Origin of the sequence: Streptomyces tibetensis (genome assembly GCF_040647715.1) — a bacterium.
Lineage (GTDB): Bacteria > Actinomycetota > Actinomycetes > Streptomycetales > Streptomycetaceae > Streptomyces > Streptomyces tibetensis_A.
In genome coordinates, this window is record NZ_JBEZCR010000013.1 from 62,361 (window position 1) to 79,883 (window position 17,523).

18 protein-coding genes are annotated in these 17,523 nt (G+C 72.6%); 13 read left to right on the forward strand and 5 right to left on the reverse strand.

Annotation, left to right across the window (positions count from 1 at the left end; all coding sequences use genetic code 11):
- The first annotated feature begins 4 nt into the window (after nt 1-4).
- Entirely contained in the window at nt 5-679 is a 675-nt protein-coding gene (locus AB0B29_RS30370; RefSeq protein ID WP_362244716.1) for a trimeric intracellular cation channel family protein, read from the forward strand.
- On the opposite strand, the gene AB0B29_RS30375 is transcribed toward AB0B29_RS30370, so the two are convergent.
- Complete coding sequence (locus AB0B29_RS30375; RefSeq protein ID WP_362244718.1) at nt 570-1,805, reverse strand: alpha/beta hydrolase; 1,236 nt, start codon at nt 1,803-1,805, stop codon at nt 570-572. The two genes, AB0B29_RS30370 and AB0B29_RS30375, sit on opposite strands and share 110 nt — an antisense overlap.
- Nucleotides 1,806-1,974: 169 nt before the next feature.
- Between AB0B29_RS30375 and AB0B29_RS30380 the strand changes: the two genes are divergently transcribed.
- Entirely contained in the window at nt 1,975-2,835 is an 861-nt protein-coding gene (locus AB0B29_RS30380; RefSeq protein ID WP_362244720.1) for a thioesterase family protein, read from the forward strand.
- 109 nt (nt 2,836-2,944) lie between these two features.
- Entirely contained in the window at nt 2,945-3,346 is a 402-nt protein-coding gene (locus tag AB0B29_RS30385) for a hypothetical protein (protein ID WP_362244722.1), read from the forward strand.
- Between the two features lie 258 nt (nt 3,347-3,604).
- Here the strand turns inward: AB0B29_RS30385 and AB0B29_RS30390 are convergent, their stop codons facing one another.
- Nucleotides 3,605-4,243 (reverse strand): TetR family transcriptional regulator, encoded by a 639-nt coding sequence (locus AB0B29_RS30390; protein WP_362244724.1) that lies wholly within the window; start codon nt 4,241-4,243, stop codon nt 3,605-3,607.
- A 116-nt stretch (nt 4,244-4,359) separates the two neighbouring features.
- On the opposite strand from AB0B29_RS30390, the gene AB0B29_RS30395 reads away from it, so the two are divergent.
- The 3 genes from AB0B29_RS30395 to AB0B29_RS30405 all read left to right on the forward strand — a co-directional run bounded on the left by AB0B29_RS30395 (nt 4,360) and on the right by AB0B29_RS30405 (nt 6,151).
- Nucleotides 4,360-4,524 carry a hypothetical protein gene (locus AB0B29_RS30395; RefSeq protein WP_031103608.1) on the forward strand — a complete coding sequence of 55 codons (165 nt, stop codon included), beginning with the start codon at nt 4,360-4,362 and terminating at the stop codon, nt 4,522-4,524.
- A gap of 50 nt (nt 4,525-4,574) precedes the next feature.
- Entirely contained in the window at nt 4,575-4,841 is a 267-nt protein-coding gene (locus AB0B29_RS30400; protein WP_362244726.1) for a DUF4190 domain-containing protein, read from the forward strand.
- A gap of 140 nt (nt 4,842-4,981) precedes the next feature.
- The gene (locus AB0B29_RS30405; RefSeq protein WP_362244728.1) at nt 4,982-6,151 is read left to right on the forward strand and encodes a cysteine desulfurase family protein; all 1,170 of its coding nucleotides are present in this window, start codon (nt 4,982-4,984) and stop codon (nt 6,149-6,151) included.
- A gap of 103 nt (nt 6,152-6,254) precedes the next feature.
- On the opposite strand, the gene AB0B29_RS30410 is transcribed toward AB0B29_RS30405, so the two are convergent.
- Entirely contained in the window at nt 6,255-6,920 is a 666-nt protein-coding gene (locus AB0B29_RS30410) for an N-acetylmuramoyl-L-alanine amidase (RefSeq protein WP_362244730.1), read from the reverse strand.
- 60 nt (nt 6,921-6,980) lie between these two features.
- On the opposite strand from AB0B29_RS30410, the gene mnmA reads away from it, so the two are divergent.
- The gene (gene mnmA, locus AB0B29_RS30415; protein ID WP_362244732.1) at nt 6,981-8,111 is read left to right on the forward strand and encodes a tRNA 2-thiouridine(34) synthase MnmA; all 1,131 of its coding nucleotides are present in this window, start codon (nt 6,981-6,983) and stop codon (nt 8,109-8,111) included.
- Between the two features lie 202 nt (nt 8,112-8,313).
- Here the strand turns inward: mnmA and AB0B29_RS30420 are convergent, their stop codons facing one another.
- Together AB0B29_RS30420 and AB0B29_RS30425 are read right to left on the reverse strand one after the other, a co-directional pair.
- Nucleotides 8,314-9,096 carry an alpha/beta fold hydrolase gene (locus AB0B29_RS30420; RefSeq protein ID WP_362244734.1) on the reverse strand — a complete coding sequence of 261 codons (783 nt, stop codon included), beginning with the start codon at nt 9,094-9,096 and terminating at the stop codon, nt 8,314-8,316.
- Between the two features lie 61 nt (nt 9,097-9,157).
- Nucleotides 9,158-9,481, reverse strand: a complete 324-nt coding sequence (locus AB0B29_RS30425) for a DUF427 domain-containing protein (RefSeq protein WP_362244736.1) — start codon at nt 9,479-9,481, stop codon at nt 9,158-9,160.
- Nucleotides 9,482-9,561: 80 nt separating this feature from the next.
- Between AB0B29_RS30425 and AB0B29_RS30430 the strand changes: the two genes are divergently transcribed.
- From AB0B29_RS30430 to AB0B29_RS30455, 6 genes are all read left to right on the forward strand, one after another.
- Nucleotides 9,562-10,365 (forward strand): class I SAM-dependent methyltransferase, encoded by an 804-nt coding sequence (locus AB0B29_RS30430; RefSeq protein ID WP_362244738.1) that lies wholly within the window; start codon nt 9,562-9,564, stop codon nt 10,363-10,365.
- Complete coding sequence (locus tag AB0B29_RS30435; protein ID WP_362244740.1) at nt 10,362-10,901, forward strand: TIGR00730 family Rossman fold protein; 540 nt, start codon at nt 10,362-10,364, stop codon at nt 10,899-10,901. The genes AB0B29_RS30430 and AB0B29_RS30435 overlap by 4 nt, the downstream gene beginning before the upstream one ends.
- A 73-nt stretch (nt 10,902-10,974) precedes the next feature.
- Complete coding sequence (locus tag AB0B29_RS30440) at nt 10,975-11,664, forward strand: SDR family oxidoreductase (RefSeq protein ID WP_362244742.1); 690 nt, start codon at nt 10,975-10,977, stop codon at nt 11,662-11,664.
- 31 nt (nt 11,665-11,695) lie between these two features.
- Nucleotides 11,696-12,703 carry a methionine synthase gene (locus tag AB0B29_RS30445; protein WP_362244744.1) on the forward strand — a complete coding sequence of 336 codons (1,008 nt, stop codon included), beginning with the start codon at nt 11,696-11,698 and terminating at the stop codon, nt 12,701-12,703.
- Nucleotides 12,704-12,718: 15 nt separating this feature from the next.
- Nucleotides 12,719-14,914 carry an NAD-dependent DNA ligase LigA gene (ligA, locus tag AB0B29_RS30450; RefSeq protein WP_362244746.1) on the forward strand — a complete coding sequence of 732 codons (2,196 nt, stop codon included), beginning with the start codon at nt 12,719-12,721 and terminating at the stop codon, nt 14,912-14,914.
- Nucleotides 14,915-15,174: 260 nt separating this feature from the next.
- A complete protein-coding gene (locus AB0B29_RS30455) occupies nt 15,175-17,457 on the forward strand; it encodes a putative bifunctional diguanylate cyclase/phosphodiesterase (RefSeq protein WP_362244748.1) in 2,283 nt (760 codons plus the stop codon).
- Nucleotides 17,458-17,523: the final 66 nt, after the last annotated feature.

Below are 17,523 nucleotides of genomic sequence, written 5' to 3' on the forward strand. Positions count from 1 at the left end.
TCGGGTGCTCCAGCAACTCTTCAGCCCGTCCGTCCAGCACACGCTCGACCTGATCGGCATCTTCGTCTTCGCGATCTCCGGCGCCCTGCTGGCCGTGCGCAAGAACTTCGACGTGTTCGGCATGGCCGTCCTCGCCGAGGTCACCGCGCTGGGCGGAGGGCTCTTCCGCGACCTGGTCATCGGGGCCGTACCGCCGGCCGCCTTCACGGACCTGGGGTACTTCCTCACCCCGCTGCTCGCCACCCTCCTCGTCTTCTTCCTGCACCCCCAGGTGGAGCGCATCCAGATCGCGGTGAACGTCTTCGACGCGGCCGGCCTCGGCCTGTTCTGCGTCGCCGGCACGATCAAGGCGTACGAGTACGGGCTCGGCCTGACCGCCTCCGCCGGTCTGGGGCTGACCACCGCCGTGGGCGGCGGGGTGCTGCGCGACGTCCTCGCCAACGAGGTCCCCTCCCTGCTGCGCTGGGACCGCGACCTGTACGCGGTCCCAGCGATCATGGGCTCCGCCCTGGCCGCCCTGTGCATCCGCTACGACGCCCTGAACCCGGTGACCAGCGGTGCCGCGGTGATCACCGCCTTCGTACTGCGCCTGCTCGCGATGCGGTACCACTGGCGAGCTCCGCGGGCGTGGCACCGGCGGTCGACGGTGAGCGAGGAGGAGCAGCCCGTCCTGCCGTGACCCGGCCGATGCCCATCTGCTGGGTCAGCCAGCGGAACGCCGGGACCACCTGCGGCCGCCACAGCGCCATGTCGTGGCCGCCCGCGCTCTTGGGGATGTACACGACGTGCACGGTCGTCGGGGCCTTCGCGGCCCGCTGCACGGCGAGGGCGTCCTCGTAGCCGTCGTGCGGCTGGCCGGAGAGGTACAGCGCGATCCGCGGCGGGACGGACGACCTGCGCAGCATCAGGAGCGGGTTGTTCTCGGAACGCAATGCGGGGCTCTGCGCGGTGAGCGAGTCGCGTTCGCCGCTCGGGTCGTTGTAGCCGGACATGCTGACGGCGGCCCGGTAGCGGTCGGGATGGGCGACGGCGAGCCTGGTCGCGCAGTGCGCCCCGGCCGAGTAGCCGGCGACGGCCCACCCCTGCGGTGCGGGCTGGGCGCGGAAGTTGTCCATGACCATCTTGGGTACGTCGACGCTCAGCCAGGTGTCGGCGTTGACCGTGCCCGGGACGTTGGCGCAGCCGGTGTCCACGGCGGCCAGCAGGTTGGTGCGGGGCGCGACCAGGATGAACGGGGCCACCCGGCCGTCGCGCATCAGCGGCTGAAGCTGCTCGTGCGCGTACAGCGAGCCGAACCACGCCTTCGCCGAGCCGGGGTAGCCGGGCAGCAGCTCCACGACCGGGAACCGGTGATGCCGGAAGGCCGGTTCGCCGTACTGCGGCGGCAGCCAGACGTAGACCTCGGCGTTCACCCCCGACACCCGGCCCGCGAGCTGGGTGACCCGCACGCCGCCGGCCGCGCCCATGCCGGGTCCGGTGGCGGGCTCGAAGGTCTGGCGCACCTTGGGCAGCCGGGTGAGCGCGATGCCGCCGGTGCCGTCGGCGCCCAGATCGGCCGCCTGCTCCACGTGGTCGCCGGTGCCGAGCAGGTCGGCCCAGTTGTCGTACAGGTTGTCGGCGTTGTTGACCAGGGTGAAGACCAGGGCCACGGCCGTCCCTTGCGCGAACAGCAGCATCAGCGCCCGGGCCGCGAGACGCAGGGCCCGGTGCCCGCGGATGCGCGACCAGAGGACCAGCGGCAGCACCAGGGCGGCGACGGACAGGACGACCAGCGTGCAGAGGAACGGCGTTCCGGTGAGGCTCATGCCCCTACAGAGGAGGGAAGGCGAACGCGGGTTTACGGACGAGTCCGACACTTACCGAAGAATTGCCCGTGTCTCACCAAGGCATGACCCAGGACGACGCGGGGGGCGTATGACCCGGATCGCCGACAGAAAGCTACCGCTTAGTAGTTAGTTCTTGTACTGTTCAGCCATGCCAGAAGCAGCCACCGCCCCGGCCGCCCGGGCCACGATCGGCGACAGCGAGTTCGACCGCGACACCGCGCTCACCCGCCGCGCGCCGGGCGTCTACGACATCGACCTCTCCGCCGGCTGGACGATCATCAGTGCCGTCAACGGCGGCTACCTGCTGGCCGTCCTGGGCCGCGCCCTCGCGGACGCCCTGCCGCACGCCGACCCCTTCACGATCTCGGCGCACTACCTGACCGCGTCCCAGCCCGGCCCCGCGGTCGTCCGCACGGACGTCGTCCGCACCGGCCGCACCCTGTCCACCGGTCAGGCCTCCCTCTTCCAGTACGACGACGAGGGCCGCGAGGTCGAACGCATCCGCGTCCTCGCCTCCTACGGCGACCTGGACGCCCTGCCGGACGACGTCCGCACCACGGCCCGGCCGCCCGCGATCCCCCCGCTGGAGCACTGCTTCGGCCCGGAGGACGGGCCCGCCCCCTTCGAAGGCAGCTCGGCGATCACGGAGCGCCTGACGCTCAAGCTCGACCCCTCCACCCTCGGCTGGGCCCTCGGGCAGCCCTCCGGCAAGGGGGAGATGCGGGCCTGGTTCGGGCTCAAGGACGGGCGCGACCACGACCCGCTCTCCCTGCTGCTCGCGGTCGACGCACTGCCACCCACCGCGTTCGAGCTCGGCCTGAAGGGCTGGGTGCCGACCGTCGAACTGACCGTGCACGTCCGGTGCCGCCCGGCGCCGGGCCCACTGCGGGTCTCGATCGCCACCCGCAACCTCGCCGGCGGCTTCCTCGAGGAGGACGCCGAGGTGTGGGACAGCGCGGACCGGCTGGTCGCGCAGTCCCGGCAGCTGGCGCGGGTCCGGTTGGGCTGAACTTTGCCTCGTTGACAGGCAGGTCACAGGGCGACCCCAAGAGGGGCCCAAACAGGGTTGGTTGAGTTCACGCCTCAGGACTTCCTCACCCTCCCTGGAGCTGTCTCTCATGAAGCGTGCGCGTCTCCTCCCCGCCGTGGCCCTGCTGGCGCTCTCGCCCCTGGCCCTGGCGGCCTGCGGGTCGGGCGACTCCACGTCGTCGCCGAACAGCGGTGGCGGGTCCGGGCAGCAGCAGGCCTGCCAGGCACCGTCGGGGGCGGCCTCGGGTGTCCCTTCCGGTGCTCCGTCCGGTGCTCCGTCCGGTGCCGCCTCCGCGGGCGCCAAGCCCACGGGCACGCCGTCCGGGGCTCCTTCGGGGATGCCCAGCGGTGCGCCGGAAGGCGGACAGGGCGGCCAGGGCGGTCCCGGTGGGGGTCAGGGCGGCGGCTGCGGCGGCCCGGGCGGCGGCGGTCAGGCCGCAGGCGGTCAGGGGCAGGGGCAGCAGCCCCGGCAGTCCCGGAAGGAGCAGTAGGCGTAGTGCGGGCCCCGATCCGCCCGGGGCACGGCAGGGGCGGCGCGTCCGGCGAACGGGCGCGCCGCCCCTGTGCGTTGTCACGAGGGCGTCGATCCGGCGAACGAGGGACCGGATCCGGCCAGTGACGGCGGCCGGGGCGTCAGTCGAGCCAGTGGCGGCCGAGGGCGTCGATCGAGCCAGTGACGGCGGCCGGGGGGCCGGTCCAGCCAGTGACGGCGGCCGAGAGTCAGTCCAGCCAGTGGTGGCGGCCGAGAGTCAGTCCAGCCAGTGGTGGCGGCCGAGGCCGATCAGCCGCATCTGGCGGGTCGCCAGCTGCGTGACGCGCCGGGTCCGGTCCGGGCGCTCCTCCTCCGGTCCTTCGAGGGCCTCCAGGAACAGCGACGCCGTGCTCAGCATCTGGTCGACGTAGAGGTGCGCGAGCATCAGCAGGTCGTCCTCGTTCCAGCCCTCCGAGACGGCGTCCTTGGCCAGTTCGTCCTTGACCTCCTGCGCGAACCGGGCCAGTTGGTCCCTTATCGCCTCCCGGACCGGCTGAACTCCGCCATGTCGTTCACGAGCGATGAAACGGACATGGGCGGGGTACCCGTCGACGTGACGGGCGATCAGGTCGATGGCGCGCGCGACGCGTTCCTCGTGGTCGCCCGTCGTGGACACCGTCGTCCGGATCATCGGGTGCAGGCTGCCCAGCGCCTCCTCGACCAGGGCCACGCCCAGATCCGCCGTGGAGCGGAAATGGCGGTAGAAGGCCGTCGGGGCGACGCCGACGGCACGGGTGACCTCGCGCAGTCCCAGGCTGCTCAGGCTCTGTTCCTCCAGCAGCCCGAGGGCCGCGTCGAGGAGTGCCTGCCGGGTCTTCTGCTTCTGGGCCTGCCGGATGCCGAGGGTGTGACTCATACCATGCAGTTAACAACTGTTCTCTGGAATTGGAAAGTCATGGGAGGCGTTAGACTGGGAAGTCAGTGAACAACTGTAACCACAAACGTTCACCGAAACCCTGGGGGTTGTTTCCCGTGCTGTTCATCGTCGCCGCACTCCTGCTGCTGGGTGTCGTCCTGGGCACCGTGGCCCACGCACCGCTCACCTTCTCCGTCGCCGTCGGCGCCGTCATCGCCGTCTGGCTCGGCATCTTCGCGCTCCGCGAGCGCGGCCGCCGTCGCCACACGCAGGCCCACTGACACCGACGCCGTCCACCGTCCCCTCGATCCGACTTCGGGAGTCGATCACCATGCAGCTCACCGCTCCGGCCTCGCGTCGCACCGGTCTCCGTGACACCGACGGCATGGCCGTCGCGTCCTTCATCCTCGGCCTGCTCGGCCTGCTCGTGCTCAACCTCTTCCTCGGCCCCATCGCCATCGTGCTGGCGAGTGTCGCCCTGTGGCGCGGCACCGAGCGCCGTGGCCGCGCCTTGCTGGGTCTTGGCCTGGGCGTCGCCGACCTGCTGGTCCTCGCGGCCTTCATGCAGTTCGACAGCACGATCTCGTGGAGCTTCTGAGCCGCCGTCGCACAGCCGTCCGCCGGAACGCCGCGGCCGGGCCCGGGGACGACGGGCCGTCGCCGCGCCGGAAAGCGGTTCACGTTCGGCCAGCCTTGCTCTGAGGCCGGTCGAGAAGGAGCCGTAGAATCGGGCTCACCATGGCTTACCTCGACCACGCCGCGACCACCCCGATGCTCCCGGAGGCGGTTGAGGCGTTCACCGCCCAGCTGGGTGCCACCGGCAACGCGTCCTCCCTCCACGCATCCGGCAGGCAGGCCCGCCGCACCGTCGAGGAGGCCCGCGAGACCCTCGCCGAAGCCCTCGGCGCCCGCCCCAGCGAGGTCGTCTTCACCTCGGGCGGCACGGAGGCCGACAACCTCGCCGTCAAGGGCCTTTACTGGTCACGCCGCGACGCCGACCCGGCCCGCACCCGCGTCCTCGCCAGCCCCGTCGAGCACCACGCGGTCCTCGACGCCGTGCACTGGCTCGGCGAACACGAAGGCGCCACCGTCGAGTACCTGCCGGTCGACCGTCACGGCCGGGTCCACCCCGGCGCCCTGCGCGAGGCGATCGCCCGCAACCCCGGCGACGTGGCCCTCGCCACCGTCATGTGGGCGAACAACGAGATCGGGACGATCCTGCCCGTGCGTGAACTCGCCGACGCGGCAGCCGACTTCGGGGTCCCGCTGCACTCGGACGCCGTCCAGGCCTTCGGCCAGGTCCCTGTCGACTTCGCCTCCTCCGGCCTCGCCGCGATGACGGTCTCCGGCCACAAGATCGGCGGTCCCTACGGCATCGGCGCGCTGATCCTCGGCCGCGAACACACCCCCGTGCCCGTCCTGCACGGCGGCGGTCAGGAGCGGCATGTGCGCTCCGGCACCCTCGACGTGCCCGCCGTCGCCTCCTTCGCCGTCGCCGGACGGCTCGCCGCCGAGCAGCGCGAGTGGTTCGCCCGCGAGATCGGCGCCCTGCGTGACAGCCTCGTCACAGCGGTCCGCTCGGCCGTGCCGGACGCGATCCTCGGCGGCGACCCGGACCCGCAGGGACGCCTTCCCGCCAACGCGCACTTCACCTTCCCCGGCTGCGAGGGCGACTCCCTGCTGCTTCTGCTCGACGCCCAGGGCATCGAGTGCTCCACCGGCTCCGCCTGCACCGCCGGTGTCGCCCAGCCCAGCCACGTCCTCCTCGCCACCGGCACCGACCCCGACCTGGCCCGCGGGACCCTGCGCTTCTCTCTCGGCCACACCTCGACCGAGGCCGATGTCGAGGCCCTGGCGAAGGCCATCGGCCCGGCGGTGGAACGGGCCAGGGCGGCGGGGCTGACGTAGGGCCTGCGACGGGGCAGGTCGTGCGGGCGGCGCCTGCCGAGCCGGGTCCTGGCAGCGGCAGTTGCGAACGACCCGGCAGCAGCGGTGGAGAACGGCCCTGGCCTCAGGCCGGGCTCGTCCGCGCCCGGCGTACCAGGCGCATGTACTTCTCCCAGTCCCAGTGCCGCCCCGGGTCCGTGTGGTCCGTGCCCGGGACCTCCACGTGGCCGATGATGTGCTCGCGGTCGACGGGTATGTCGTAGCGGGCGCAGATCCGGGCCGTGAGCCGGGCCGAGGCCTCGTACATCTCGTCCGTGAAGTCCTGCGGGCGGTCCACGAAACCCTCGTGCTCGATGCCGACACTGCGTTCGTTGTAGTCGCGGTTGCCCGCGTGGTACGCCACGTCCAGCTCGCGGATCATCTGTGCCACATGCCCGTCCTGCCGCACGATGTAGTGCGCGGCCGCCCTGTGCCCCGGGTCCTGGAAGGCCTTCACCGCGCTGTCGAAGCTGCCCTGCGTGACATGGACGACCACCATGTCTATGCCGTAGTCGTCGGGCCGGTCCGCGCGGCGCCAGTTCGCCTCCGACGCCGCGACCCAGCGGGCGCCCGCGTAGTCGACCTCGCCCTCCTTGCGCGGCTTCTCGACGCCCGGAGTCCGCCACCACAGACGTGCCAGCTCGTCCCGGGCGAGCACGGCGGAGCCCGCCGCGGCCACCGTGCCGCCGATCAGCAGCGCGCGGCGGCCGACCTTCCGGTCGCCGTCCCTCGAAGCCTTCCGCTGTCCCATGTGATCGTCAACGGATACCCGGCGGTCCCGGTTCCCGCGCCCCCGTACCCTGGAAGGGTTATGACTGAGACCCCGCAGCGCCCCCGCCCCCTCCGCGTCCTGGCCGCCATGTCCGGCGGAGTCGACTCCGCCGTCGCCGCCGCCCGCGCGGCCGAAGCGGGCCACGACGTCACCGGCGTCCACCTCGCGCTCTCCGCCAACCCCCAATCCTTCCGGACCGGCGCGCGGGGCTGTTGCACCATCGAGGATTCGCGCGACGCCCGCCGCGCCGCGGACGTCATCGGCATCCCGTTCTACGTGTGGGACCTCGCCGACCGCTTCCGCGAGGACGTCGTCGAGGACTTCGTCGCCGAGTACGAGGCCGGCCGCACCCCCAACCCCTGCCTGCGCTGCAACGAGAAGATCAAGTTCGCCGCCCTGCTCGACAAGGCGCTCGCGCTCGGCTTCGACGCCGTCTGCACCGGCCACTACGCCCAGGTGATCGTCCGCGAGGACGGCACCCGCGAACTGCACCGCGCCTCCGACATGGCCAAGGACCAGTCCTACGTCCTCGGCGTGCTGGACGACCGGCAGCTCGCCCACGCGATGTTCCCGCTCGGCGACACCGTCACCACCAAGGACGAGATCCGCGCGGAGGCCGAGCGCCGGGGCCTGGCCGTGGCCAAGAAGCCCGACTCGCACGACATCTGCTTCATCGCCGACGGCGACACCCAGGGCTTCCTCGCGAATCGGCTCGGCCGCTCGGAGGGCGACATCGTCGACGAGTCCGGCACCAAGATCGGCACCCACGAGGGCGCGTACGGCTTCACCATCGGCCAGCGCAAGGGCCTACGCATCGGCACCCCGGCCCCCGACGGCAAGCCGCGCTACGTCCTCGACATCTCCCCGGTCGACAACACCGTGACCGTCGGCCCGGCGTCCGCCCTGGACGTCAGCGCCCTCACCGCGATCAAGCCCCGCTGGTGCGGTGCCGCCCCCGCCGGCCCCGGCACCTACACGGCCCAGCTGCGCGCCCACGGCGGCGAGACCGAGGTGACCGCCGACGTCGTCGACGGCACCCTGGAGGTCACCTTCACCGAGCCCGTCCGCGGCGTCGCCCCCGGCCAGGCGATCGTGCTCTACGACGGCACGCGCGTGGTGGGCTCGGCGACCATCGCGTCGACGACCCGCGCGCCGGCGGGCGTGGCCTGAAGCCGGCTCGGGGCCCCGGCGACGTACTCCACGCGATCCCGCCCCGAAGCCCGGGGGCGTGCCCCACGCCGTCCTGGCGCGGGGACCGCGGGCGTGCCCCACGCGGTCTCGCCGCGGGGACGGAGGCGTGCTCCACGCGATCTTCCGCCGCGGGGGCCGGGGGCGTACTCCGCGTGCGCGTGCCCCCGTGCTGCCGCCTCTTTCAGGCCCGGCCGAAGAACTCCATGAGCACCGGCGCCAGCACGTTCGGCTCGACCATGTGTGTCTGTCCCTGGAGCGTGCGGCAGGTGCCCTCGGGGACCGCCTCCGCGATCGCCCGGGCCGCATCGCGCAGCCACTCGGGGCTCGCCTCGCCCGCCGCCGCCAGGACGGGGACGCCGACCGAGCCCAGCCGGGAGCGGGGGACGGTGCCGTCGCCCATCACGGCGTCGTCGTAGGCGAGGCTCGGGGCCATCGCCTCCATCCCGGCCCACATGGGGGACTGGCGGGCGCCCTGGATCATGCCCTCGGCCAGCCCCGTCAGCCGCAGGAACAGTTCGACCGCGTCCCCGCGCCGCCCCTCCCCGAGCGCCTCCGTCAGCCGCCGGGTGTACTCGGCACGCTCCCTGGCGCCCTCCTCCGACATGGCGAACGGCGTCTCGTAGACGGCCACGCGCCGCACCGGCAGCCCGCTCGCCGCCGCCTCCAGGGCCAGGGCCCCGCCCGAGGAGATGCCGTACAGCAGCGCCTCGCCGCCCACCGCCTCGATCACCGCGGCCAGGTCCTCGACCTCACGTTCCACGGCGTACGGCGCGGTGTCACCGCTGGTGCCGCGGCCCCGTCGGTCGTACACCACGGCCTGGAAACGCTCCGAGAGCGACACGGCCAGCGGCGCCAGGGTGCCGCCCGTCGACATCGCGCCGCTCACCAGGACGACCGCGGGGCCCTGTCCGGTGCTCTCGTAGGCGATGCGGGTGCCGTCGCGCGAAAGGATCTTCTTGTCCATGCTCATGCAGACTGCCGCACGGCGCGGTGTTCATCGGTGAAGCGGGCGGCGCGTCAGCCGATCAGAACACTTCGACTTCGTAGAAGCACAGGTGGTCCCTGATCTCGGCGACCTCCGGCTTGGGGTCCGGATACGCCCAGACGAGGTCCGCCGCGTCCGGCAGGGACCAGTAGGAGGCGGTGCCCTTGAACGGGCAGTACGTCTGTGTGGCGGACGGTGTCAGCAGGTCCAGGCGCACGTCCTCGGCCGGGAGGTAGTACCGCTCGGGGCACCCCGTCTCCCGCAGCACCAGCGACCGGTCGCTCTCGGCCAGCACCTGCCCGCCGTGCACCACGCGCACGCGCGCGTCGCTCCGCTCGACGGTGATGCGATGTCCTCTGGTCACGATCGCCCCTCCTCGGGTAGCCGACTCCACCGGTACAGCGCACGCTGAAGCGGAGTTCTTCCCTCGCCGCAGGAGGCCCCATGCGCGCCACGGCACCGTCCGGAAACCGCTCCCGCCTGCTCCACCAGGTCCGGTACGCCGTGCGCCACCCGGAGCGCGTGCCCGCGCACGCCCGGCGCGCGGTGCGGGACGCCTGGCTGCGGCTGCGCCACCCCGACCACATCGCGTACTACCGGGCCGTGATGGCCTCGGACGCGGCCCGCAGCACCGAGGCGGCGGTGGGACACAACCCCTCGCGCGAACAGTGGGCGCGGATCGGCCGCATGCAGTTCGACTACCTGGTGGGCCACGGCCTGCGGCCGCACCACCGGATGCTGGAGATCGGCTGCGGCAACCTGCGCGCCGGGCGGCTGTTCATCGACCACCTCGACACCGGGCACTACTACGGCATCGACATCTCGCCGCACATCCTGCTCGCCGCCCAGGACACCCTCGTGGCCGAGAAGCTGCAGCCCAAGCTGCCGTACCTGGCGCTCGCCGGCGACCTCGCCTTCGCCTTCCTGCCGGACGCCCACTTCGACGTCGTGCACGCGCACAGCGTCTTCTCGCACTCGCCGCTGCACGTCATCGAGGAGGGCTTCGCCCACGTCGGCCGGATCCTCGCGCCCGGCGGGTTCTTCGACTTCACCTTCGACCGCACGGAGGGGGAGGAGCACCAGGTCCTGCACGAGGACTTCTACTACCGCACCCGCACGCTCACCGACCTCGCCGCGAAGCACGGCCTGGACGCCCGGTTCATGGACGACTGGGAGCGCCTGCCGCACCGGCAGTCCAAAATACGGGTCACCGTGACGGGGGACCGGGCCCGTACGGTGGGTTCATGAACATCTGTGTCTTCCTGTCCGCCGCCGACCTCGACGAGCGTTACACCGGCCCGGCCCGCGAGTTCGCCACGCTGTTGGGCAAGGGCGGCCACACGCTCGTCTGGGGCGGCTCCGACGTCGGCCTCATGAAGGTGGTCGCCGACGGGGTGCAGGAGGCGGGCGGCCGGCTGGCCGGTGTCTCCGTGCAGTTCCTCGCGGCCAAGGCCCGCCCGGGCGTCGACGAGATGGTCGTCGCCAAGGACCTCGCCGAGCGCAAGAAGCTGCTCCTGGAGCGGGCCGACGCCGTGGTGATCATGGTCGGCGGCACGGGTACGCTCGACGAGGCGACCGAGATCCTGGAACTGAAGAAGCACGGGCACACCGACAAGCCCGTGGTCCTGCTCAACACCGCTGGCTTCTACGACGGCCTGAAGGAGCAGTTCCGCCGCATGGACGCCGAGGGTTTCCTGCCCCGCCCGCTCACCGACCTGGTGTTCTTCGCCGAGGAGCCGGTGGGTGCGCTGGCGTACCTGGAGGAGAGCCGGGGCATCGCATGACGCGGGGCACGGGGCCGGCGGCGGCCCGGGCCGGTACCCGGTGTGCCCCTCGGCTGATGCGAGCATGGCGGGCATGGCTACTCATGTGATCACCGGAGCCGGCTCCGGCATCGGCGCGGCCGTGGCCCGCCGCCTGCACGCGCGCGGGGACGAGCTCGTGCTGCACGCGCGCGACGCGGGCCGTGCGAAGGAACTGGCGGCCGAGTTTCCCGGGGCGCGGACCCTGGTCGGAGACCTCGCCGACCCCGACCGGCTCTCCTGGGCCTTCTCCCACCAGTCGCTGCCGGACCGCGTGGACTCGCTGCTGCACATCGCCGGCGTCGTCGACCTCGGCCCGGTCGGCGAGCTCACCCCGAAGACCTGGCGCCACCAGCTCAACGTCAACCTGATCGCCCCCGCCGAGCTGACCCGCCACTTCCTGCCCCAACTGCGCGCCGCCCGCGGACACGTGCTCTTCGTCAACTCCGGTGCCGGCCTCAACGCCCACGCCGACTGGTCCGCGTACGCCGCCTCGAAACACGGCCTGAAGGCCCTCGCCGACTCCCTGCGCCACGAGGAGCACGGCCACGGGGTGCGTGTCACCTCGGTGTACCCGGGCCGCACGGCCAGCCCCATGCAGGCCAAGGTCCACCAGCAGGAGGGCAAGGAGTACGACGCCTCGAGGTGGATCGACCCGGAGTCGGTCGCCACGACGATCGTCATGGCCCTGGACCTGCCGCGCGACGCGGAGGTCAACGACCTGACGGTCCGCCCGGGAGGCTGACCCCGGCGGGGGCGCTGCGTAGGCTTCTCCGGTGAGTGAAAACAGCCAGTTCAGGTTCGGCGCCGCCACCGGCGTGGGCTCCATGCCCGGCGGCGACGCCCGTGAGGCCGCCAAGACCGTCACCGGCACCTTCGAAGACTTCCCCTTCCTGCCCGAACTGCCCGCCCGGGGACCCGGCGCGGACATGATCGGACGGACCGCCGGCCTGCTCGTCGAGCTGTACGCGCGCGTGGAGCCCAGCGGCTGGCGGCTCGGGGACCGGCCGGGCCGGGACACCAAGCGCGCCCGCTCCTGGCTCGGCGAGGACCTCGACGCGCTGGAGGAGTTCACGCAGGAGTACGAGGGGCCGCTGAAGGTCCAGGCCGTCGGCCCCTGGACCCTCGCCGCCAACCTGGAGCTCAGGAACGGCGAGGCGGCCCTCTCCGACGCCGGTGCCTGCCGCGACCTCGCCGCCTCCCTCGCGGAGGGACTGCGCCAGCACCTGGCCGAACTGCGGCGGCGGATCCCCGGCGCGCAGCTCGTCCTCCAGCTCGACGAGCCGTCCCTCACCGCGGTCCTGCGCGGGCAGGTGAAGTCCGCCAGCGGCTACCGCACCCACCGGGCCGTCGACCGGCAGCTCGCCGAGCAGACGCTGCGCGACCTCGTCGGGGTGCACCAAGAGGGGCCGGTCGTGGTCCACTCCTGCGCCCCGGACGTGCCGTTCGCCCTGCTGCGCCGGGCCGGGGCGGCCGCCGTCTCCTTCGACTTCTCGCTGCTCACCGAGCGTGACGACGACGCGCTCGGGGAGGCCGTGGAGGCCGGGACCCGGCTCTTCACCGGTGTCGTGCCGGGCACCGAGGGTCCATTGTCAGACCCTGCCGGTAGCGTCATGGGTGTCAGGACGCTGTGGCGCAGGCTGGGGCTGTCACCGGGGCTTCTCGCGGAGGCGGTCACGGTCACCCCGGCGTGCGGACTCGCGGGGGCCTCCCCGGGGTACGCGCGCAGGGCTCTCGCGCACTGCGCCCGGGCGGCGAGATCCCTCGCGGACAACCCAGAGTAACGGGAGGACGACACGGTGGCCGGCGACAAGCAGGCGGAGACGACGACGGTGCCCGCCGAGGCACGGGAGAAGCACGCGCGCCTCGCGGAGCAGATCGAGGAGCACCGCTTCCGTTACTACGTGAAGGACGCTCCCGTCGTCAGCGACGCGGAGTTCGACCGGCTGCTGCGTTCCCTGGAGGCGCTGGAGGAGGAGCACCCCGAGCTGCGCACGCCGGACTCGCCGACCCAGAAGGTCTCCGGGTCCTACGAGACGGAGTTCACGGCGGTCGAGCACCGCCAGCGCATGCTCTCCCTCGACAACACGTTCAACGACGAGGAGATGGCCGCCTGGACGGAGCGCATCGCCAGGGAACTGGGCGAGCAGGAGTACCACTTCCTGTGCGAGCTCAAGGTCGACGGCCTCGCCGTGAACCTCACCTACGAGCGCGGCCGCCTCATCCGTGCGGCCACCCGCGGTGACGGCCGCACCGGCGAGGACATCACGCCGAACGTGCGGACGATCGCGGAGATCCCCGACCGACTCAAGGGTGACGACGTCCCGGATCTGGTGGAGATCCGTGGCGAGGTCTACTTCCCGATGGAGAAGTTCCAGGAGCTCAACGCCCGCCTGGTGGAGGCCGGCGACAAGCCCTTCGCCAACCCGCGCAACGCGGCGGCCGGTTCCCTGCGGCAGAAGGACCCGCGCGTCACCGCCACCCGGCCCCTGCACATGGTGGTCCACGGCATCGGCGCCCTGGAGGGCTTCACCGGCCTGACCCGCCTCTCCCAGGCCTACGACCTGCTGAAGGCCTGGGGCCTGCCCACATCCGGCCACAACCGGGTGGTCGACGGCCTGGAGGGCATCCGGGAGTTCATCGCGTACTTCGGCGAGAACCGCCACTCCGTGGAGTGGGAGATCGACGGCGTCGTCGTCAAGCTCGACCAGATCCCCCTCCAGGGCCGCCTCGGCTCCACCTCGCGCGCCCCGCGCTGGGCCATCGCGTACAAGTACGCGCCGGAGGAGGTCAACACCAAGCTCGTCAACATCCGCGTGGGCGTGGGCCGCACCGGCCGCGTCACCCCTTACGCCCAGGTCGAGCCGGTCACGGTCGCCGGCTCCGAGGTCGAGTTCGCCACGCTGCACAACCAGGACGTGGTCAAGGCCAAGGGCGTCCTCATCGGGGACACGGTCGTGCTGCGCAAGGCGGGTGACGTCATCCCGGAGATCCTCGGCCCCGTGGCCGACCTGCGCGACGGCAGCGAGCGCGAGTTCGTGATGCCGAGCGAGTGTCCCGAGTGCCGCACGGCGCTGCGGCCCATGAAGGAGGGCGACGTCGACCTGCGCTGCCCCAACGCCCGCACCTGCCCGGCCCAGTTGCGCGAGCGCCTGTTCTACCTGGCGGGCCGCAAGGCCCTGGACATCGAGCACTTCGGCTATGTCGCCGCGGCCGCCCTGACCGCCCCGCTGGAGCCCAAGACCCCGCCTCTGGTCGACGAGGGCGACCTCTTCGACCTCACCATCGAGCAGCTGCTGCCCATCAGGGCGTACGTCCTCGACCCGGACAGCGGCCTGCCCAAGCGCGACCCGAAGACCGGCGAGGAGAAGACCGCCACGATCTTCGCGAACCAGCAGGGCGAGCCCCGCAAGAACGCGGTCGCCATGCTGGAGAACATCGCGGCGGCCAAGGAGCGCCCCCTGGCCCGCGTCATCACCAGCCTGTCGATCCGTCACGTCGGGCCCGTCGCCGCCGAGGCACTGGCCCACGAGTTCCGCTCGATCGAGCGCATCGACCAGGCCACGGAGGAGGAGCTGGCCGTCACCGAGGGCGTCGGCCCGACCATCGCCGCCTCCCTCAAGCAGTGGTTCGCCGAGGACTGGCACCGCGACATCATCCGCAAGTGGAAGGCCGCCGGTGTCCGCATGGAGGCCGAGAGCACCGGCGAGGACGAGGGGCCGCGCCCGCTCGAAGGCCTCACGGTCGTCGTCACCGGCACGCTCGAGCACTTCACGCGGGACGGCGCCAAGGAGGCGCTGCAGAGCCGCGGAGCGAAGGTGACCGGCTCGGTTTCGAAGAAGACGTCGTTCGTCGTGGTGGGCGACAGCCCCGGATCGAAGTACGACAAGGCGATGCAGCTGAAGGTTCCGGTCCTGAACGAGGACGGGTTCGGCGTCCTGCTGGAGCAGGGACCGGACGCGGCGGCCGAAGTCGCCCTTTCGGCCGAGGAGTAGCGGTTGAAGGCCACCCGTTCGGCGCATACCAGATGCATACGGGTGGCCGGGGCGCATTCGGGCAACCGTCGGCGACCGCTGCCCGTGGAAGCCATCAGCGGCCTACTGTTGAGATGTGCGCCTGCCGTGCCCAGCTGCGGTCGGGGCATCTTCGTGCTCGCGCAGAGCGCGGGGAAGGGTCTTCCGACGCGGGCCGCCCAAGGGTTGTCGGGCACCGGGCCGCGGGGCGTGGGGCACCGCCGGCTGTGAGAGGGACGGGAATGGAACCGACCGAGAGCGCCGCGCCGGGCTCACGGCTGCACCTGCGCCGCATGGCGGCCGCATGGCGTGCGGTCCGTGAGGCCGTGTGGTCGGCGGGGCGTCCGGGTGCGGAGGTGCGCGCCGTCGGACAGTACACCCCGGACGGGCGCGGCGGCGCGGGGCGCGCCGTGGACGGCCCCGGGGTGCAGCCGGCCGTCGAACACACCCCCGGCCCGGCCGGCGCCGATCCGGACGAGGACGGCGAACGGCACCAGTCCTGGCCCGCGTTGCCCGCGGCCGTCGTCGCGGCGGCCGGCTTCGTCCTGGGCGCCGGCTTCTACCGGGCCTTCACGCACGGCCACGCGCTCTTCCCGGCCGGTACGGCCGGCTGGTCGCTGGCCGTGCTCACCGGCATCATCGTCGGTCACCTCGTGATGCTGGGCCGCTCCCGCTGGTGGGGCGGCACCGGCTCGGGCGCCGTCCTCACCCTCGCGGTGCTGCTGCTCTACGGCTGGGTTCCGGCCGGCATGGTCAGCCTCACGGTCGTCGTGCTGGTCGGCACGGCCCGCCGCAACCGCTGGCGCCCGGGCGTGCTGCACGGCGCGGTCGACCTCCTCGGCATCGGCGCCGGCGCGCTCGTGCTGGGCGTCCTCGGGACCGTGCCGTCCGTCGAAACTCCGGCGGAGCCCGCCGCCTGGACCCTCGCCACCGCACCCCAGGTCGTCCTGGTCGCCGTCGCCTACCTGATGGTCACCCGCGTCCTGCTCTGGTGCCTGCACGCCCCGCGCCCCGGCCTGCCCACCGTCGCCCGCACCGCCCTGGTCAGGCAGGGCCTGGTCGCCGTCGCGCTGTTGGGCATCGCGCCGCTGGTCTGCGTGGTCGCCGTGGCCAAGCCCATCCTGCTGCCGTTGTTCTCCATCCCCCTGATCGCCCTGGACTCCACCCTGTGGATAGCCCGGGCCCGGGCGGAGGAGCAGCTGCGTGACCCGCTGACCGGACTGCCCAACCGTCAGTGGCTGCTGGAGCGCATCTGGACCGCACTGGACGACGCGGAGCGGATCGACGCCCGAGCCGCCCTGATGCTGATCGACCTCGACCGGTTCCGGTCGGTCAACGACACCCTCGGTCATCTCGCCGGTGACCGGCTGCTGTTGCAGATCGCCGACCGGCTGCGGGTGGCGCTGCCGCGCGGGGCGGAGGCCGCCCGGCTGGGCGGGGACGAGTTCGCCGTCTTACTCCCGGTCGCCGACTCCACGACCTCCGCGACCCGGGTCGCCCGCAACCTCGTGGCCGCCCTCAGCTCTCCCCTCGACCTCGACGGCCTCACCCTCGTGCTGGAGGCCAGCGCCGGGGTCGCCGTCTTCCCCGACCACGCCCTGGACGCCGAGGGACTGCTGCGGCGGGCGGACGTGGCGATGTACCAGGCGAAGCGGGACCGCACCGGCGTCGAGGTCTACGAGTCCAAGCGCGACTCCAACACCCCCGACCGCCTCGGCCTGCTGGGCGATCTGCGCCGAGCCCTGGACGCGCACGAGGTGCATCTGCACTACCAGCCCAAGGTCCGCTTCGACGGGCAGGTCGCGGGCCTGGAGGCGCTGGTCCGCTGGGTGCACCCCGAGCGGGGCAAGGTGCCGCCGGACGAGTTCATAGCGATCGCCGAGTCCTCCGGCCTGATGCCCCACCTCACCGAGTACGTGCTGGAGACCGCGCTCGGCCAGGTCGCGCGCTGGCGGGAGCAGGGCCTGTTCGTGCCGGTCGCGGTGAACGTCTCCCCGCGTGATGTGCACACCCCCGGCTTCGCCGGTTCCGTCGCCGCCCGGCTGGCCCGGCACGGCGTCCCGGCGGGAGCGCTCCAACTGGAGATCACGGAACACGTGCTGCTGGAGGACCCGCAGCGCGCCGCCGACACCCTCAACCAACTGACGGCGCACGGCGTGAAGATGTCCCTGGACGACTTCGGCACGGGCTACTCCTCGCTCGTGCACCTGCGCCGGCTGCCGGTGAGCGAGCTGAAGATCGACCGCTCGTTCGTGGCCCGGCTCGCGGTCGACGCCGAGGACGCGGAGATCGTGCGCTGCACGGTCGACCTCGCCCACTCCCTCGGCCTGCTCGTCGTCGCCGAGGGCGTCGAGGACGACGAGACCTGGGAGCGCCTGCGCGACCTCGGCTGCGACGCCGTCCAGGGCTGGCTGGTCGCCGCCGCGATGCCCCCCGAGGAGACCACGGCGTGGCTGCGGGCGCGGGGTCCCCGAGGCTGGCAGCGCCCGCGTGCCGCGCTGCCCGCGGCGACGGCCGACGAGTAGGGCCGTCCTCCCTCCGGTCCGCCCGCCCGGCCGCGCCACCGCCGGGCGACACGGACCGCAGACCCT

Excerpts from the sequence above, each read along its gene's own strand:
- AB0B29_RS30420 (WP_362244734.1), bottom strand. The coding sequence starts at position 9,096 with ATGGACAAGAAGATCCTTTCGCGCGACGGCACCCGCATCGCCTACGAG.
- AB0B29_RS30440 (WP_362244742.1), top strand. The coding sequence starts at position 10,975 with ATGGCTACTCATGTGATCACCGGAGCCGGCTCCGGCATCGGCGCGGCC.
- AB0B29_RS30435 (WP_362244740.1), top strand. The coding sequence starts at position 10,362 with ATGAACATCTGTGTCTTCCTGTCCGCCGCCGACCTCGACGAGCGTTAC.
- mnmA (WP_362244732.1), top strand. The coding sequence starts at position 6,981 with ATGACTGAGACCCCGCAGCGCCCCCGCCCCCTCCGCGTCCTGGCCGCC.
- AB0B29_RS30410 (WP_362244730.1), bottom strand. The coding sequence starts at position 6,920 with ATGGGACAGCGGAAGGCTTCGAGGGACGGCGACCGGAAGGTCGGCCGC.
- AB0B29_RS30390 (WP_362244724.1), bottom strand. The coding sequence starts at position 4,243 with ATGAGTCACACCCTCGGCATCCGGCAGGCCCAGAAGCAGAAGACCCGG.
- AB0B29_RS30380 (WP_362244720.1), top strand. The coding sequence starts at position 1,975 with ATGCCAGAAGCAGCCACCGCCCCGGCCGCCCGGGCCACGATCGGCGAC.
- AB0B29_RS30385 (WP_362244722.1), top strand. The coding sequence starts at position 2,945 with ATGAAGCGTGCGCGTCTCCTCCCCGCCGTGGCCCTGCTGGCGCTCTCG.
- AB0B29_RS30375 (WP_362244718.1), bottom strand. The coding sequence starts at position 1,805 with ATGAGCCTCACCGGAACGCCGTTCCTCTGCACGCTGGTCGTCCTGTCC.
- AB0B29_RS30405 (WP_362244728.1), top strand. The coding sequence starts at position 4,982 with ATGGCTTACCTCGACCACGCCGCGACCACCCCGATGCTCCCGGAGGCG.
- AB0B29_RS30400 (WP_362244726.1), top strand. The coding sequence starts at position 4,575 with ATGCAGCTCACCGCTCCGGCCTCGCGTCGCACCGGTCTCCGTGACACC.
- AB0B29_RS30455 (WP_362244748.1), top strand. The coding sequence starts at position 15,175 with ATGGAACCGACCGAGAGCGCCGCGCCGGGCTCACGGCTGCACCTGCGC.
- AB0B29_RS30430 (WP_362244738.1), top strand. The coding sequence starts at position 9,562 with ATGCGCGCCACGGCACCGTCCGGAAACCGCTCCCGCCTGCTCCACCAG.